We start from the raw sequence: 16,391 nt of genomic DNA, 5'->3' as shown, positions 1-16,391 counted from the left end.
TTGAACCCAATAATATTTTAGAATAAAGGACATAGCTATGAGCGATTATCAAGTTAATAACCCAGCCACTGGCGAAGTAGAAGCCACCTACCCTACGGCAACTGAGCAGGACATCCAAAACGCTATTGCACAAGCCGATACCGCTTATCAAGACTGGCGTCAGGTTTCATTGGATGAGCGCAGTGCCATACTTCATAAAATTGCCGATATCTATCTTGAACGTCAAGACGAGCTGGCTCGCATCGTTGCCAATGAGATGGGCAAGCCCGTTGCACAAGCAAAAGGTGAAATCGGTCTAGTTGCCGATATCTATCGCTATTATGCAGACAACGCTGAGCAGCTACTAGCACCTAGTACCATTGATGTTGACTCAGGGTCAGCTTCGGTAGAGAAACGTCCTGTGGGCGCTCTATTAGGTATCATGCCGTGGAACTACCCGCACTATCAAGTGGCACGTTTTGTCGCGCCAAACTTTATGGCAGGCAATACCGTTATTCTAAAGCATGCGCCGCAATGTCCTAAGACTGCAGAAGCCATCGCTGATATCCTAAAAGATGCTGGCTTACCAGAGGGTGTCTATAACAATGTGTTTGCCACCAATGAGCAAGCGGCAACAATCATCGAAGACAACCGCGTACAAGGCGTTTCGCTAACAGGTTCTGAGCGAGCTGGGCAAGCGGTTGCTAAAATAGCAGGCGGCGCGCTGAAAAAAGTCGTGCTAGAGCTTGGCGGTTCAGACGCCTTTATCGTTGCAGCTGATGCGGATATCGAACAAGCTATAAAAGGGGCTATTTCTGGTCGTTTTGGCAATACAGGACAAGCATGTAATGCTGCCAAACGCCTTATCGTCGTCGAATCTGTTTATAATAAATTCGTTGAAGGGTTTACTAATGCCGTAAGCAATATGACACTTGCTGATCCACTTGATGAAGGTACCTTCATTGGTCCCATGTCTTCAAAGGCAGCCGCAGTTAACTTGCAAGAACAGCTAAACAGTGCCATTCAAGCAGGCGCAACCGTCTTGGTCGAGGGCGGCATGGACAAGGAAAAGCCCGGTGCTTGGTTTAAGCCTGCCGTACTAACAGACGTCGATGAATCTATGGCTGTCTATCGTGAAGAGCTATTTGGTCCTGTGGCAGTCGTTTATAAAGCTTGTGACATCGATCATGCCATCAAGATAGCTAATGATGTGCCTTTCGGACTTGGCGCTTCTATCCAAACGCAAGATGCTGCGCTAGCTGCTGAGATTGCTGACAAATTAGAAGTCGGTATGGTCACTATCAATGCGCCTTCTGGTAGCGAAGCCAATACCCCGTTTGGCGGCGTCAAACGCTCAGGATTTGGTCGCGAGCTTGGCACCCTTGGCATCACTGAGTTTTTAAACTATAAGTTGATTCGTGATAAGTCGTAATCGATAGAGTCATTTTTAGAACAAAAAAAAGCCTAACATGGACTGTTAGGCTTTTTTTGTAGGACAATTTTATTAAAAATAACCCATCGAAAAAACTATTGCTTAGGTGGATTATCTTTTAACCATAATTGATTGACGATTTTTAATTCACGTAGCTCTTCTGCCATAATTGACTCGCTAATACCTGGATACTTCACCCTTGCATAGCCATATAACGCAATGCCTAAGACCGTCCAGCCAAAGAAAATCCACCACTCGATAGGGGTTAGCGCGGATGGCATACCTGGCATATACAGCATGAGTATTCCAAAACTTAGCGCAATTGTGACCATACCAACGAGCTTACCTGCTGGTATTCTAAATGGGCGTACCATATCAGGCTCGCGGTAGCGGAGTACTAAGAATGAGATAGCGACACAGGTATAAGCAATAACGATACCAAAACCACCAGCATCGACAATCCAAACCAGCATTTTACGACCAAACAAGGGTGCTAGTGTCGCCAAACCACCGATCAATAAAATGGCATTCGACGGCGTCTTATACTTTGGATGTAGCTTGCTTAAAAATGCGGGCAACATACGTGCTTTTGACATGGCATAAAGTAGGCGGCTACCACCAATCAAGAAGGCATTCCAACTTGATAAAATACCAAGCACACCGCCAATGACTAATAAAATACCTGCCCACTTGCCATGCCAAGCATTGGTCATCGCATCCGCAGTGGCGAGCGTTGAGTTTTCGGCTTGTAAGAGTGGCAAGGTCGTGCCAACGCTCCAAGCGATACCCACATACCACATTACCGCAACGACAATCGATAAAATCAAAAATTTACCAATATTAGGACGAGTCAGATCAATTTCTTCTGCCGCTTGCGGAATAACGTCAAAGCCGACAAACATAAACGGCACCATGACAATAACGGCCATCATACCGCCAATACCACCGATGAATGCAGGCGCTTGTACTGAGTTTGAGCCTTCAGGATTAAACATGACTGCGCCAATGAACAGCAACGTACCCACAAATAAGATGCCCAATACGGCCGTCTTTTGGAACCAGGCACTGACTTCCATACCGCGGATATTTAGCCAAGTGACGATGACTGATCCTAGCATCCCAACGCCCACCCAAGTGGCATAAACATCCCAACCAGCGATGGTCCAGAGATATCCTTGATTGTAATTGGGGATAAAATACTCTACGACTGTCGGCAAGGCAACCGCCTCAAACGCGACCACCGAAAAATACCCAAATAGAATACTCCATGAGCAGATAAAGGAGACATTTACCCCCAGTGCTCTATGCGTATAGGTATGCTCACCGCCCGTAATTGGCATCGATGCGGCAAGCTCGGCATAAGTCACACCAATCAGTATCACTGCCAAACCGCCTATCAAGAACGCCAGCATTGCGCCCCACGTCCCCGCAGATAAAATCCAACCACCAGCCAAGACTACCCAGCCCCAACCAACCATAGCACCGAATGCTAAGGCGATAATATCTAGCGTCCCTAACGATTTTTTTAATTCAGACATAACCTGCTCCTTGTCTGTGTGTCATCCGTGTTAACCCTTGACGGTCACACTATCTTTTGTTTAGTGGGATAGTACCCATCATAATTATCATATATACCTTTTGATCCAAGCTGTTAGGCACTACCTGTTTCATATTCAAATAGTACAAACAGCAACGGCGTCTTGACTTGCAAGGCGCCGTTGTAAAAAATGTACTCAAAGCGAGTGCCATATGGGCAATCTTGCTGTGCTATTAGAGATAGCCTTTTAACCAAGATCGAGGCTTGATTAAAAGTGATGTATTTCACTATAAATAAATACTGAATACTTATTAAGCGGTTAGGATACCTTTGATAATATCTAGACCTTCTTGGAGCACTTCATCTTCAACCGTCAATGGCACCATCACGCGAATGGCATTGCCATACATACCGCAAGACGCTAATAGTAAACCTTGCTCAAATGCTTTCGCTTTCAAATTAGTAGTCGCTTCCACATCAGGCTTGCCATCACTATCGATTAACTCAAACGCTAGCATCGCGCCTTTATGGCGAATATGACCGATACTGCTTAAGTTCAAGTCCTTTAAGAAAGCTTCGATTTTGTCGCCAATCTCAATACTGCGCTCAAGTAGGTTTTCTTCTTCGATAACTTCCATGACAGCGAGTGCAGCCACACAAGCCAGTGGATTACCAGAGTATGTACCGCCCAAACCGCCTACCTGCGGCGCATCCATGATATCGGCGCGACCGATAACCGCGGAGATAGGATAACCACCCGCCAAGCTCTTGGCACTGGTCATTAGATCCGGCTCAACGCCCAACTGCTCGGTGGCAAACAACGTACCCGTACGGGCAAAACCACACTGCACTTCATCAAAAATCAAGACAATGCCATGCTCGTCGCAGATATCGCGTAGAGATTTGGCAAATGATGGGGTGACTTGATGGAAACCGCCCTCGCCTTGTACTGGCTCGATAATCATCGCTGCCACTTCGCTAGGATCGATATCCGCTTGAAAAATCATCTCAAGGCTATGCAGCGCTTGTGCTTCTGTGACATTCAACTCTTCAGCTGGGAATAGCGCATGGAATACAGGGCCTGGCATTGGACCAAAGTTCTTTTTGTACGGCAGCACTTTACCTGTCAAACTCATGCACATTAAAGTACGACCATGCCAACCACCAACGAAAGAGATGATACCTGGACGACCAGTTTTCGCACGAGCAATCTTGATACAGTTTTCGACGGCTTCTGCACCAGTGGTTAAAAAGAAGGCTTTTTTCTCACCGCTGATAGGGGCTTTTTCGCAAAGTTTTTCGGCAAGATCGACATAGCATTCATAGTTGATCATTTGCGCCGCAGTATGGGTAAACTTTTCGAGTTGCTCATGCACGCGCTGGGTAATTTTTGGATGGCTGTGACCAGTATTCAGTACTGAGATACCACCAACGAAGTCAATATAACGATTGCCTTCAACGTCCCAAACTTCTGAGTTCTTGGCTTTTTCTGCAAAGATGGGATAGGCAACGCCAAGTCCTGTTGGTAACACAGCTTTACGGCGCTCAAGTAGTGATTTATTGGTAGTCATCATGAGAATGTCCTTTTCTTTATTTTTAACATAAGTGCCAATGATTGAATGGCGGTTTTGAGGAATGGTTTATCTAATAGTTAACAATTATTAATTGCTAGTTGCTAGCTATAGAGGGGATTCATGGTGCTGAATCCCGTTCGATACGGTGTGACAATTAAAACCTTAAAAGAGAGCGTATGTCGCTAAACGGTTAGCTGACGTCAGAGCACCAGTATTTGGTCACGACATATTCTTCGATGCCGTATTTTGAGCCTTCGCGGCCAAAGCCAGACTGCTTGACACCGCCAAATGGGGCGACTTCGGTAGAAATCAGACCCGTATTATGACCAATAATGCCGTATTCAAGACCTTCAGTGACACGCCATGAACGTGCATAATTGCCACTGTAGAAATAGGCAGCCAAGCCGTAGATAGTATCGTTGGCCTGACGAATAACGTCTGCTTCATCTTTAAAGGTAAAGATAGTGGCAATAGGGCCAAAGATTTCTTCGTGCGCGATATCCATCTCAGCACTGATATCGGTAATGACCGTTGGATTGTAAGTAAGCTCTGAGGCGTCATTGGTGCTACCGCCAGCGATAAGCGTCGCGCCTTTATCTAAAGCATCTTTAAGTAGCGCTTGCACTTTTTCTAGCGCCTTTTGATTAATCAAAGGACCAATATCTACGCCTTCATCCATACCGTTACCGACATTTAGCTCAGCGACTTTTTTCACAAACACATCTAAGAATTCATCTTTAATGCTGTCTTGCACATAGACACGGTTGGCACAAACACAAGTTTGACCAGCGTTACGATATTTAGAGGCGATTAAGCCTTCAGCTGCTTTTTCCAGATCAGCGTCATCAAAGACGATAAATGGCGCATTACCGCCCAGCTCTAATGACAGTTTTTTGATGGTTGTCGCACATTGAGCCATCAAGGTACGACCGACTTCGGTAGAGCCTGTGAATGAAAGCTTATGAATGCGTACATCGCCCGTTAGGATATCGCCGATGGTTGATGATTTGCCCGTCACTACTTGGATAACGCCTGCGGGAATACCTGCTTGTTCAGCCAAGGCAGCCAGTGCTAATGCAGAAAATGGCGTTTCAGTCGCAGGTTTGATAATCATCGTACAGCCTGCTGCCAATGCTGGCGCGGCTTTACGAGTAATCATTGCCGCTGGAAAGTTCCAAGGCGTGATCGCCGCGCAAACGCCAACGGGCTGCTTTAGGACGACATGGCGCAGTTGTGACTGATTGGCAGGGATAACATCGCCATAAACACGCTTGCCTTCTTCGGCAAACCAGCGGATAAAGCTATTGGCATAGCCCACTTCACCGCGCGACTCGTTTAGAGGTTTGCCTTGCTCAGCGGTCATAATGATAGCCAAGTCTTCTTTATTGGCATCGATGAGGTCTGCCCACTTTTGTAGTAGCTCAGCACGCTCTTTCGGGGTTTTGGCTGCCCAAAGGATTTGGGCTTCATGAGAAGCAGCAACCGCGTCGTTCACATCGTCGGTCGTTAGGCTTGGTACCGTACCGATAATATCGCCGTTGAAAGGATTGCTCACATCAATAGTCGAGTCATCACTAGCGGCATGCCAGCCATCTTTGATGAAACACTGCTGTTTAAGTAGATCTGTGTTCGATAGCTGTAGCGTAGACTGTAACAGTTGTGACATTGTGACGCTCCTTGTCAATTGAGGTTTGCAAATAGGATTTGCAGATTTATAGCGATAAGTGAATGACAATAAATAGAAGGTTATGATTTAAATAATTATTGATAACTTGTTAAGTGTTCAATATACTGAACATCTATTCTATATATGAGACATCATTATAAGAATGATAGCCAGCCATTTGCAACCCCTATTCTCATTTTAATGATGATTTATCGCGTTATTTTTATATTTTCCCAATTTTACTGACTTTTATAGGTTCCTTATGAGCTCAACTGCCGTTCCTGCCTTGGACAAAACCTTTCAGATTTTAGATTTAATTACTGATAGCTCACAGCCTTTAACGGCAGCTCATATTGCTAAAGAGCTCAATCTACCACGTAGCTCGACCCACAATATTTTGCAAAGTCTTTTGACCAAGCATGTCATCTATAAAGACAGCGATAGCCGCTTTCATTTAGGCTCTTATTTGATGTATTGGGCGGGTAAGTATGAGCAGCAGCAAGGCGTCATCCAGTTATTTAAAGACCTCATTGTCCAGTATCCGATTCTTCTTCAACATACAGTTACTTTATCTAAGCTTGATTTAGGTGAAGTGGTATTTTTAGCCTGTCATGAAGCGCCTGCCCCGCTTGGCTTTACCTTTCGCGCTGGTGTTCGCGTACCAGCAGTATTCTCTGCCACGGGCAAAGCCATGCTCTCAACCTTTTCTATGGACAGTATAAAATCTATCTATGCCAGCGGGTTCCCTACGCCTATTACCCAACACGGTGTCGATAACTTTACCGATTTATCCACTGAGCTGGCGGCTATTCAAGACAGTCGTATCTCCCTCGACGATGGGCAACTGCGCGAGGGTATGTATTGCTTAGGCACTTATATTCGCAATGCATCCGGCAATGCCGTTGCCGGTATGGCGGTTAGCTTTTTACAAGGTGAGTATGAATCCAAGCGTGCTGAGGTCAGTGCTGTTCTGATTGAATTGGCCGAGCAAATTGAGCAGCGTTTGGGTTTTATCGATAATAAATCAAGTTAAAACGCTGCTAGTTTCTTGTTTACTTCAAACTCTTTCAGTTATTTTGATGATAACTGTTAATCTTCTGAAATAAGCCCTGATAAAAATGCTTGCAAATTGTCATTGAGCTTTTGCAAGTAATAACCGCCCTCGACTAAAACAATCAGTGGTTTGTTTAGCGCTTTCATCTTTTGTGCCAATATTTTAAATCCTTTCGTACTCACCGCACATCTCGCTTCTGGGTCGTTCTCATAAACATCAAAACCTAAGACATGCACAATGACATCAGGGTCAAATAGCGTCATCGCTTCGATAGATTTATCAACATATTCGAAAAACCCAGCTTCATCGGTGCCGTGCGGCATCGGGAAGTTAATGTTATAGCCTTCACCTTCACCTACACCTTTCTCAAACGCATGACCAGTGACGGCGGGATAGAAGTTAACCGGATCACCATGAACCGAGGTATAGAGCACATCGCTGCGATCATAAAATATCTCTTGAATACCTTGTCCGTGGTGCATGTCGGTGTCTATAATGGCGATTTTTTCATATTTTTGCCACAGATGTTCAGCGATGATGGCGGCGTTATTTAGATAGCAAAATCCGCCAGCGGCGCTTTTGCGAGCATGATGACCAGGCGGTCGTGAAAAGCAAAGCTGTATATGACTTTCGGCACGCTCTGTCTCTGACTTCTCATCATTTAATAGTGCTTCAGCTGCATTGAGCGCAGTCTGCGCTGACCAGTAGATAGATGTCCAAGAATGCTCGCTGATAGGTGCACTGTCATCTGCTTGATACTTCGCCGCTTTTGCCATGATGCCAATACCGGGATTGTCATAAGGCACAAAAATTCCTGTCTGCACCTGCGCGCCTAGATCTTCTTCAACTGCCATCCAGTCATCATAGCCATGCTTAAGAAACTCAACATAACCAAAATCATGAACCGCTAATATTGGCCCGATGCCAACATCAGTGGCAGTGATTACTTCTAAGCCCAATGTAGCTGGCGCTTTTAAGAATTCGACCATACGCTCTGGCACTTCTAACGGCTCATGTATCTTTCCATAAGAAAAATAAGGGAGTGGTCTATGCAGGCTTAGGTTTTCATGGCTATAGATTTTCATGCTCAACATTCCTTGTTTGACATTTTTTCCAATGGCGCTTTTCTTGATGCCTAACTAAACAATCCCATCGGCTTTAAGCTTGGCTATAATGTCGCTATCATAGCCCAAATCAGCAAGCGTACTATCGGTATGCTCGCTCAATTGTGGTGGCGGTGTCCGATAAGTGACGGGTGATGCGGATAACTTGATAGGATTCCCAAGTGCTCGAACAGGGCTGCCTTGTTTGGCAAAATCAATTACCATCTCACGTGCCAGCGCTTGCGGCATTGCCAAGGCTTCAGCGACATTATGAATCGCTCCGCATGGGATACCTGCTTGATCTAAAACTTCTAACCAATAAGTACGAGGTTGCTGGGCAAATTTATTACTCAGCTCATCACACAGCAGCTCGCGGTTAGCAACGCGTTGTGGATTGGTCCTAAAGTGCTCATCCATATGCCAATCGACCGCGAGCACATCGCAAAGTTTGGCAAACTGACTGTCATTACCACAGGCTAAGATAAAGTGCTGCTCGCCCTGACCTGCGAATACTTGATAAGGAACGATATTGGGATGCTGATTGCCCAGTCTGGGCGGCACTTTGCCTGATGCCAAATGGTTCATACCCACATTGGCCAGCATCGCAAGCGCACTATCTAAAAGCGCAACGTCTACCTGTTGACCTAACTCCGTAGTCTCACGAGCAATCAAGGCCGCTTGAATGCCAATCGTCAGCTGCAAGCCTGCAAACAAATCGACCACTGCCACGCCGACTTTATGCGGTTCGCCATCACTAGGACCTGTGATACTCATCAGCCCTGACAACCCTTGGATAATATAATCATAACCAGGGCGCGCGGCATCTGGCCCTGTCTGACCAAACCCTGTCAATGAAGCATAAATCAGGCGCGGATTGTGTTGTTTTAGACTGTCATAATCCAAGCCGTATTTTTTTAGACCGCCCACTTTGAAGTTCTCTACCAAGATATCACTATCAGCGGCCAGTTTCTTAATGATGGCCTGCCCTGCATCAGTAGTGATATCGACCGTGAGTGACTTTTTATTACGGTTAATCGTCGCATAATAAGCAGACGTATCATCGCTAAATGTTGGCGGTGCCCAGTGGCGAGTTTCATCGCCAATATGTGGACGCTCAATCTTGATAACTTCGGCACCAAGATCAGCAAGCACTTGTGTACAAGAAGGCCCTGCCAGCACTCTCGATAAATCGAGCACCTTGATGCCGTGCAATGCGCCTTTTGCCAATTCATTGCTGTTATCGCTATTGCTATCGACAGTCATAATAATCCCTTATTGTGTGGCGTATTTTTGATAATAAAATTGTTATTCATGATGTAATTTTTCAGTAGTTAAATCATGAAGAACAACTGAAGAACGTACGCTATTGCTAATGCTCTTTTAACAAGAAGCCAAGCAGCAACGTACGTCGTAGAATACAATTGTATGAGCTAAAAGTACTTAAAAGAACGCTTGAATACCAGTCTGCGCACGACCTAAGATGAGCGCATGAATATCGTGCGTACCTTCATAGGTATTAACCGCTTCTAGGTTCATCACATGACGGATAATGTGGAACTCATCAGAGATACCGTTACCGCCATGCATATCACGAGCAATACGCGCGATATCGAGCGCCTTACCGCAGTTATTACGCTTAATCAGTGAAATCATCTCAGGTGCCGCATTGTCTTCATCCATCAGACGACCGACACGTAGCGCCGCTTGTAAACCCAAGGTAATTTCTGTCTGCATATTGGCAAGTTTCAACTGTACAAGCTGCGTTGCGGCGAGCGGACGACCAAATTGCTTACGGTCTAGCGTGTACTGGCGTGCTGCTTTCCAGCAGAATTCAGCTGCGCCCATCGCACCCCATGCGATACCATAACGGGCTTTATTTAAACAGCCAAACGGTCCTTTTAGACCACGGATGTCTGGGAAAGCATTGGCCTCAGGGACAAATACCTTGTCCATAACGATTTCACCCGTGACTGAAGCACGTAATGAAAATTTACCTTCAATTTTCGGCGCTGATAAACCCTTCATACCTTTATCTAAGATAAAACCACGAATTTCACCAGCATCATCTTTTGCCCAAACCACAAATACATCAGCGATAGGACTGTTGGTAATCCACATCTTATTACCCGTCAGCTCATAACCGCCATCAACCGCTCGTGCACGAGTCGACATTGAGGCTGGATCTGACCCTGAATCTGGCTCAGTCAGACCGAAGCAGCCGATATACTCGCCAGTAGCAAGCTTAGGCAGATATCTCTCTCTTTGCTCTTCGGTACCGTACGCCCAAATAGGATGCATAACCAAACTTGACTGCACACTCATCGCTGAACGATAACCCGAGTCAACTGCTTCCACTTCCTTGGCAATCAGACCGTAAGCAACACTAGATAAACCGGCACAGCCATAACCTTCAATCGTGACACCAAGCAGACCCATTTCACCCATTTGACGCATGATATTACGGTCAAAATTCTCGTTACGATTGGCTTCAACAATGCCAGGCATCAGCTCGTTTTGAAAAAACTGGCGGGCGCTGTCCGTGACCATGCGCTCTTCATCAGTCAACTGGTCGCGTAATAAAAACGGATCTTCCCAATCGAAACTTGGACGCGTAGATGTTGCCATGTGGATCTCCTTGATGTCAGTCTTCCTGACCGACGATTAGTAATTAATGAATAAATTAGCTTAATAGTTTATTGACTTACCAATTCCGCTATGCGAAACTTAGTTTCATAATTTAAAACCATTTAAGCAAAGTTTTACCGCGCTGTAAACCTTTATCAAAAAAAATGAGCATAAAATGACAAAAAATATATCAGCAGCTTTACCATTACTGACTCGAATGAATAGCATCCTTGAGCAGAGTAAAGAAGATAATGACAGACAATTCGTGACTGCATTGGGGCGTGGACTGTCTTTACTCACAGCATTTGAAAATGATGAGCGGCTCACCCATCAGCAATTGTGTCAGATGACCGATCTGCCAAAGGCAACTATTACTCGCCTTATCCATACCTTGATGACACTTGGATTTTTACGTGTAACTGAGCACGGACAGTATCAACTAGGCAGTAGTGCTGTACGTCTAAGTGCTACCGCATGGAGTCGCCACGATATGGTCGCAGCGGCTGAGCCATTACTGCGGCAGTTCGCTAGTGAGAATGAAGTATCAGTGAATTTAGCAACCGAAGTCGAAGGAGAAATGCGCTATCACGCTTGTTGTCGTAGCCCTGCTCGCCTATCGGTAAATTTACAAGTCGGCTCAGCTGTGCCCGTGGCTCGCACTGCTATTGGACGCGCTTTTTATGCGGCTAGCTCGCCAGCGAGACAGGCTGTCATCATGAGTAATCTACAAGAACAGTTATCTACCGAGGATTATAACCATGCACAAACTGCCCTAGCCAGCGCTGCAGCGCACTATGCAGAGCATGGCTATACGATATCAGATGGTGAGTTTTCTACTGATATATTGGCAGTAGCGGTTGGGGTCTTTGATGTTGCGACTGGACAATACGCCTATTCGCTCAATGCCAGTGTGCCAAGTGCCAACTGGGAATCAGAAGAATATGCAGCGATGATTGTGCCAAAATTGCAGGCGTTGGCGGAGCGGATTGGTAGTGGTGTTTAAAAGAGAACAAATGATAAATCTATAGTACAAGCATCATGGCTTAGTTGATGGGTTTTGTCTTATGAAAAATGCTTTATTTTAACTCATCAAACCGCAGCCCAAATTTCAGCAGATACTTACGCAATCTGTCGCTATCGTTCGGGCTTTTTAGCTTATCGCGTGAGTTGGCATACAGATAGCGCCCAGCCGCCGCTTGGTTTTTATGACGTATACACACCTCAATCACATACGCCAGTTGCACCGCATCAAACGGATCAATAGTTGTCAGAATCTCTTCATCGAGATATTTTCTTAAAATATTATGGCTACCCTGCTCGATGGTTTCACTATCTAGAGTAGTATCGGGGCTATTTTTAGTCCTGCCATTACCGCCATTTAAGCTATTAGAGCCGTTTGAACTGTCAGGCAATTCCCAAAGATGCGTTAAGCGTTCAATCTCCGCTTGCACATCATCATTGCGAATCACTTTACTCTCAGCAAGTGTAGTCAAACGAATCATGCTGGCAGTCAAATCACGAAAGTTCCCCTGCCATGTTGCATCCGCACTCATCGCAAAAGATTCATACAGCTGCCTTGCTTCTGGGGTAAATCGATAGTGCTGCTGCTGCTCGCTACCCAAGCGCGCTAGCTCGTAATCGATATTGGCAGGTAAATCTTCCAACCTGTCTTTGAGTGATGGCAAAAAGAACGTCCATGTATTGAGACGCGCAAACAAATCCGCCCGAAACTCGCCATTAGCAACTGCTTGTCGCAAGTCTTTATTGGTACCTGCCATCAGCTGAAACGACACGCTAATCGGCTTATCACTACCGAGCGGATAAAAGCGCTGCTCCTCAAGTGCGGTCAATAGCATCGCTTGCTCATCAAGCCCTAATTCGCCAATCTCATCTAAGAATAACAATCCACCATCAGCTGATTTTAGCAGTCCTTCGCGATTGCTCGCAGCGCCTGTAAACGCGCCTTTGACATGACCGAATAACACACTCATGGCAGTGTCACCACGCAGCGTGGCGCAGTTGACCTCGACGAATTGTTCAAGCGTGTTTTTGCCTTGCGTGCTGCTAACTTTGGCTTTTTTAAGCGCGTAAATTTGGCCTGCCAGTTGCGACTTGCCCGCCCCTGTTGCGCCCATCAGTAGTATGGGTGCGGTTGATCGCGTGGCGACCTTTTCGATATCGGAGATGAGCTTTTGATAAGCGGCGTTTTGGGTGACTAGATTGGCTTGCAAGGTTTGCCAAAGTTGTTGTTTTTCTGCCTCAAAACGTTCACGCAAGCCATCATAGCGTGAGACATCCAAATCAATCACTTGATAGCGCCCTTGCGGATCGGCTTGGTCAGGTCTTGGGCAAGGAGAGGTCTGAATCAAATCAGCAGGTATAAAGCCTGCTTCTACCAATAAAAACCAGCAAATCTGCGCCACGTGCGTACCTGTGGTGAGATGTAGCAAGTAATCGGTATTGTCCTGAAAATCAAATCCTGCGGCAAAGTCATACAGCTCAGCATAAACGTCGGCAAAATCCCACGGACTAATCAATGCCACATGATGACCAATAACGGTAGTGTTCGGACTGACTTGTGCCACGTCATCGACAATGATTTTAAACAGGCGCTTATCGCGCTTGCTATATAAAATATGCAGCTCATCGACCAGTAACTCATCATGCAGACCCAAACTGACGGTTGGTCGCCAACGTTGCCAACGCTTATCATTAAAACCATTGTCTAAGGTAGTGCCGAGGAAGCCGATGACGGCTGTTTTATTCATCATTTTCTTCATTAATTTCACGTCTAATCGACATTATTTCCAGCAAAAATCTTTGACCTTCAGGCGTTACTTCCCAATAATTGGTAGAACCTACACCAGTAAAGTCAACGTAATCCAAAGTTAGAAATTGAATTTTTATTTTTTCAAAATCCGTAAATTCTATTTGCGAAGAGCTGAACTCCTCGTATTTTTTCGAAGCGACATAATTACTTAAAACATCAAAAATTACATTTTCTCTTTCTCTTTTAAGAATTCTTGGACCAATGCATTTAATTAAGTCATTCCAAGTTACCTTTTGCTTCCAAGACTTAAGTTTTTCTTGCCCACCTTCTACAACCCTACATTTCACTAGTATTGGAACCTCATCATCACCTTGAGCCAAATCTAATTTTTTAGATTTTTTGGACTGTAACTCTTTAACTGTTCTATTTAGTTTACTATTTTCTTGTCTAAGATCATTCAACTGTTTTAATAGTTCAGTATTGTCCGTTGCTTCATTTCCTCTTACCCAACCAACGGCTGGATAAGTTTTAATCGTTTTGGGCAAACTAAGCGCAACTAGACCTGGCAACTCTCTTGCGTCACTCCAAAACTTTACCAAACGCCCTGTTGTCACTTTATTCCTAAATTTTTCTAATTTATCTTGAGCTTCAGGATTCATCTCTACCTTCTCAACCGATAGCTTTTCAGGACTACCATGGACTAACGCTATGACCTTTACTCCTTGACTGATAGCATAGTCGTATTCCATTTCCGTATAGCTAAAGCCTTGATCAGATATACTTCCATATCGACCCCCTATGATAAGTAGGTAGTAGTCACTGTCATCAATAACTTTCTTTATGAATTCAAACTGTTCTTCATCTAGAGCAGGGAATAGCTCCATCCCAGCGGGTATACAGTCCATTTCCATAAGCGTTTGAATGACGTTGCTTCGCTCATCTTTCAAATCTGCAAATGTAGAACTCACAAATACTTGGTATCTTTTGTCCATATCTACCTACCTCTCCTAAAATATACTTATATATATATAAATAGAATTTTTTCTATTATTAATAAATTTCTTAGATTATAGCTTATACTTTAAGAAATGTTTTTAATTTATTTAATATAATAATATCAGTTACTTATGATTAAATACTGCATATTATAAAAACTTGGCACACCCTTAGCATTATATAAAGTAAGAATCATCTTTCATAATTAATAAACTTTGCAACGCTAAGGAAAACGCCATGCAACCAACTACTCATAACATCATTCAAGACGGTGGAACGCCAATTAGACTTTGGACCAAGGGCGTGCCCGTTGACCCAAAAGCACACGACCAATTGATCAAAGCATCAAAAATGCCATTTGTATATAAATGGCTTGCGGTGATGCCTGATGTGCATGTCGGTATTGGCGCGACTATCGGTACGGTACTACCAACCAAAGAAGCGATTATTCCGGCTGCCGTTGGCGTCGATATCGGGTGCGGAATGATGGCCGTACAAACCACGCTAACCGCGAACGACTTGCCAGACAGTTTGCTTGGTCTGCGTACCGAACTGGAAAAAGCCATTCCACATGGTCGTAGTAAAACGCGTGGTCGCGGGTCACGCCGCGATGTCGGCGCATGGGCAAACCCTGATGATACCGTAATGAACGGTTGGGGAACGCTGGTTGATGACTTTAACTATATAACCCAAAAGCACCCTCGCCTAAAAAATACCAATAACCTTAATCATTTGGGTACGTTGGGTACGGGTAACCATTTCGTCGAGGTGTGCCTTGATGAGACTAACCAAGTTTGGATCATGCTGCACTCAGGCTCACGCGGTGTAGGTAACGCCATTGGTCGCTATTTTATTGAGCTGGCACGTGAGGACATGCGCAAGTGGTTTATCAACTTGCCTGATAAAGATTTGGCCTACTTTGCCGAGGGTACAGAGCATTTCGATGATTATTGGTTTGCCGTTGGTTGGGCGCAGCGTTTTGCCTTTAAAAACCGCGAAATCATGATGGAAAAAGCGATTAAAGCCCTACGCCAAATCATACCCAAGCCGTTTGATGCAGCCGTAAAAGCAGTAAACTGTCATCATAACTATGTAGAAAAGGAGCAACATTATGGCGAAGAAGTGTTTGTGACCCGCAAAGGCGCTGTCCGTGCTCGCGTTGGTGAATACGGCATCATTCCGGGGTCAATGGGTGCCAAGTCATTCATCGTGCGCGGTAAAGGAAACGAAGAATCGTTTTGCTCTTGCTCGCATGGTGCAGGTCGTATCATGTCACGTACCGAAGCCAAAAAGGTATTTACGGTCGCCGATCAAATTGCGCAGACTGCGGGCGTAGAATGCCGAAAGGATGCGGATGTGATTGATGAGATTCCAGCGGCTTATAAAAATATTGATGACGTGATGCAAGCGCAAAGCGACTTGGTAGAAGTGGTACATACACTGCGTCAGGTGGTTTGTGTTAAAGGGTGAGAAGCGTTAGGGAAAGGTCTCGTAAACATTTTTAGCTTCGCAAGAATCAAGATATGCTTTAATGAGCTACCAATAATTAAAAATTATAATGAGAGGCGCAACTAGTCAGTTATTAGAAGTTACCATCTAACTATAGTCAGTTCAAAATAAAATTGTTATGTTTAGGACAAACATCATAAAACAAT

At 44.9% G+C, this 16,391-nt stretch carries 12 protein-coding genes; 4 read left to right on the top strand and 8 right to left on the bottom strand.

The window, feature by feature from the left end; all coding sequences use genetic code 11:
* Positions 1-37 precede the first annotated feature (37 nt).
* On the top strand, positions 38-1,411 hold the full coding sequence (locus I3252_RS07395) for an NAD-dependent succinate-semialdehyde dehydrogenase (RefSeq protein ID WP_238034731.1): 1,374 nt from the start codon (positions 38-40) through the stop codon (positions 1,409-1,411).
* A gap of 95 nt (positions 1,412-1,506) precedes the next feature.
* Here I3252_RS07395 and I3252_RS07390 read toward each other — a convergent pair whose 3' ends face one another.
* The 3 genes from I3252_RS07390 to I3252_RS07380 form a co-directional block, all read right to left on the bottom strand.
* On the bottom strand, positions 1,507-2,949 hold the full coding sequence (locus I3252_RS07390; RefSeq protein WP_045445480.1) for an APC family permease: 1,443 nt from the start codon (positions 2,947-2,949) through the stop codon (positions 1,507-1,509).
* A 310-nt stretch (positions 2,950-3,259) separates the two neighbouring features.
* Positions 3,260-4,522 (bottom strand): 4-aminobutyrate--2-oxoglutarate transaminase, encoded by a 1,263-nt coding sequence (gene gabT, locus I3252_RS07385; protein WP_238034730.1) that lies wholly within the window; start codon positions 4,520-4,522, stop codon positions 3,260-3,262.
* Between the two features lie 190 nt (positions 4,523-4,712).
* Positions 4,713-6,188, bottom strand: a complete 1,476-nt coding sequence (locus I3252_RS07380; protein WP_238034729.1) for an NAD-dependent succinate-semialdehyde dehydrogenase — start codon at positions 6,186-6,188, stop codon at positions 4,713-4,715.
* 262 nt (positions 6,189-6,450) lie between these two features.
* Here I3252_RS07380 and I3252_RS07375 point away from each other — a divergent pair, with 262 nt between their 5' ends.
* A complete protein-coding gene (locus I3252_RS07375; RefSeq protein ID WP_238034728.1) occupies positions 6,451-7,221 on the top strand; it encodes an IclR family transcriptional regulator in 771 nt (256 codons plus the stop codon).
* 56 nt (positions 7,222-7,277) lie between these two features.
* On the opposite strand, the gene I3252_RS07370 is transcribed toward I3252_RS07375, so the two are convergent.
* The 3 genes from I3252_RS07370 to I3252_RS07360 all read right to left on the bottom strand — a co-directional run bounded on the left by I3252_RS07370 (position 7,278) and on the right by I3252_RS07360 (position 10,970).
* Positions 7,278-8,327 (bottom strand): histone deacetylase family protein, encoded by a 1,050-nt coding sequence (locus tag I3252_RS07370; RefSeq protein WP_238034727.1) that lies wholly within the window; start codon positions 8,325-8,327, stop codon positions 7,278-7,280.
* Positions 8,328-8,381: 54 nt separating this feature from the next.
* Entirely contained in the window at positions 8,382-9,608 is a 1,227-nt protein-coding gene (locus I3252_RS07365) for a CaiB/BaiF CoA-transferase family protein (protein ID WP_238034726.1), read from the bottom strand.
* Positions 9,609-9,785: 177 nt separating this feature from the next.
* Entirely contained in the window at positions 9,786-10,970 is a 1,185-nt protein-coding gene (locus I3252_RS07360; RefSeq protein WP_193008964.1) for an acyl-CoA dehydrogenase, read from the bottom strand.
* 175 nt (positions 10,971-11,145) lie between these two features.
* Here I3252_RS07360 and I3252_RS07355 point away from each other — a divergent pair, with 175 nt between their 5' ends.
* On the top strand, positions 11,146-11,973 hold the full coding sequence (locus I3252_RS07355) for an IclR family transcriptional regulator C-terminal domain-containing protein (protein WP_238034725.1): 828 nt from the start codon (positions 11,146-11,148) through the stop codon (positions 11,971-11,973).
* Positions 11,974-12,046: 73 nt separating this feature from the next.
* Here I3252_RS07355 and rtcR read toward each other — a convergent pair whose 3' ends face one another.
* Positions 12,047-13,741, bottom strand: a complete 1,695-nt coding sequence (rtcR, locus tag I3252_RS07350; RefSeq protein WP_238034724.1) for an RNA repair transcriptional activator RtcR — start codon at positions 13,739-13,741, stop codon at positions 12,047-12,049.
* Positions 13,731-14,732, bottom strand: coding sequence for a DUF4062 domain-containing protein (locus I3252_RS07345; protein WP_238034723.1), 1,002 nt, complete (start codon positions 14,730-14,732; stop codon positions 13,731-13,733). The genes rtcR and I3252_RS07345 overlap by 11 nt, the downstream gene beginning before the upstream one ends.
* A 241-nt stretch (positions 14,733-14,973) precedes the next feature.
* Between I3252_RS07345 and I3252_RS07340 the strand changes: the two genes are divergently transcribed.
* The gene (locus I3252_RS07340; protein WP_194197287.1) at positions 14,974-16,206 is read left to right on the top strand and encodes an RtcB family protein; all 1,233 of its coding nucleotides are present in this window, start codon (positions 14,974-14,976) and stop codon (positions 16,204-16,206) included.
* Positions 16,207-16,391: the final 185 nt, after the last annotated feature.

The sequence above is a fragment of the Psychrobacter sp. Ps4 genome, from assembly GCF_022129285.1.
Lineage (GTDB): Bacteria > Pseudomonadota > Gammaproteobacteria > Pseudomonadales > Moraxellaceae > Psychrobacter > Psychrobacter immobilis_A.
This window is presented reverse-complemented; position numbering and strand designations above follow the sequence as displayed.

Bases quoted from the DNA above. Each gene is read 5' to 3' on its own strand.
- I3252_RS07345 (WP_238034723.1), bottom strand. From the start codon at position 14,732: ATGGACAAAAGATACCAAGTATTTGTGAGTTCTACATTTGCAGATTTG.
- I3252_RS07370 (WP_238034727.1), bottom strand. From the start codon at position 8,327: ATGAAAATCTATAGCCATGAAAACCTAAGCCTGCATAGACCACTCCCT.
- I3252_RS07375 (WP_238034728.1), top strand. From the start codon at position 6,451: ATGAGCTCAACTGCCGTTCCTGCCTTGGACAAAACCTTTCAGATTTTA.
- I3252_RS07355 (WP_238034725.1), top strand. From the start codon at position 11,146: ATGACAAAAAATATATCAGCAGCTTTACCATTACTGACTCGAATGAAT.
- I3252_RS07395 (WP_238034731.1), top strand. From the start codon at position 38: ATGAGCGATTATCAAGTTAATAACCCAGCCACTGGCGAAGTAGAAGCC.
- I3252_RS07360 (WP_193008964.1), bottom strand. From the start codon at position 10,970: ATGGCAACATCTACGCGTCCAAGTTTCGATTGGGAAGATCCGTTTTTA.
- I3252_RS07380 (WP_238034729.1), bottom strand. From the start codon at position 6,188: ATGTCACAACTGTTACAGTCTACGCTACAGCTATCGAACACAGATCTA.
- rtcR (WP_238034724.1), bottom strand. From the start codon at position 13,741: ATGATGAATAAAACAGCCGTCATCGGCTTCCTCGGCACTACCTTAGAC.
- gabT (WP_238034730.1), bottom strand. From the start codon at position 4,522: ATGATGACTACCAATAAATCACTACTTGAGCGCCGTAAAGCTGTGTTA.
- I3252_RS07365 (WP_238034726.1), bottom strand. From the start codon at position 9,608: ATGACTGTCGATAGCAATAGCGATAACAGCAATGAATTGGCAAAAGGC.
- I3252_RS07340 (WP_194197287.1), top strand. From the start codon at position 14,974: ATGCAACCAACTACTCATAACATCATTCAAGACGGTGGAACGCCAATT.
- I3252_RS07390 (WP_045445480.1), bottom strand. From the start codon at position 2,949: ATGTCTGAATTAAAAAAATCGTTAGGGACGCTAGATATTATCGCCTTA.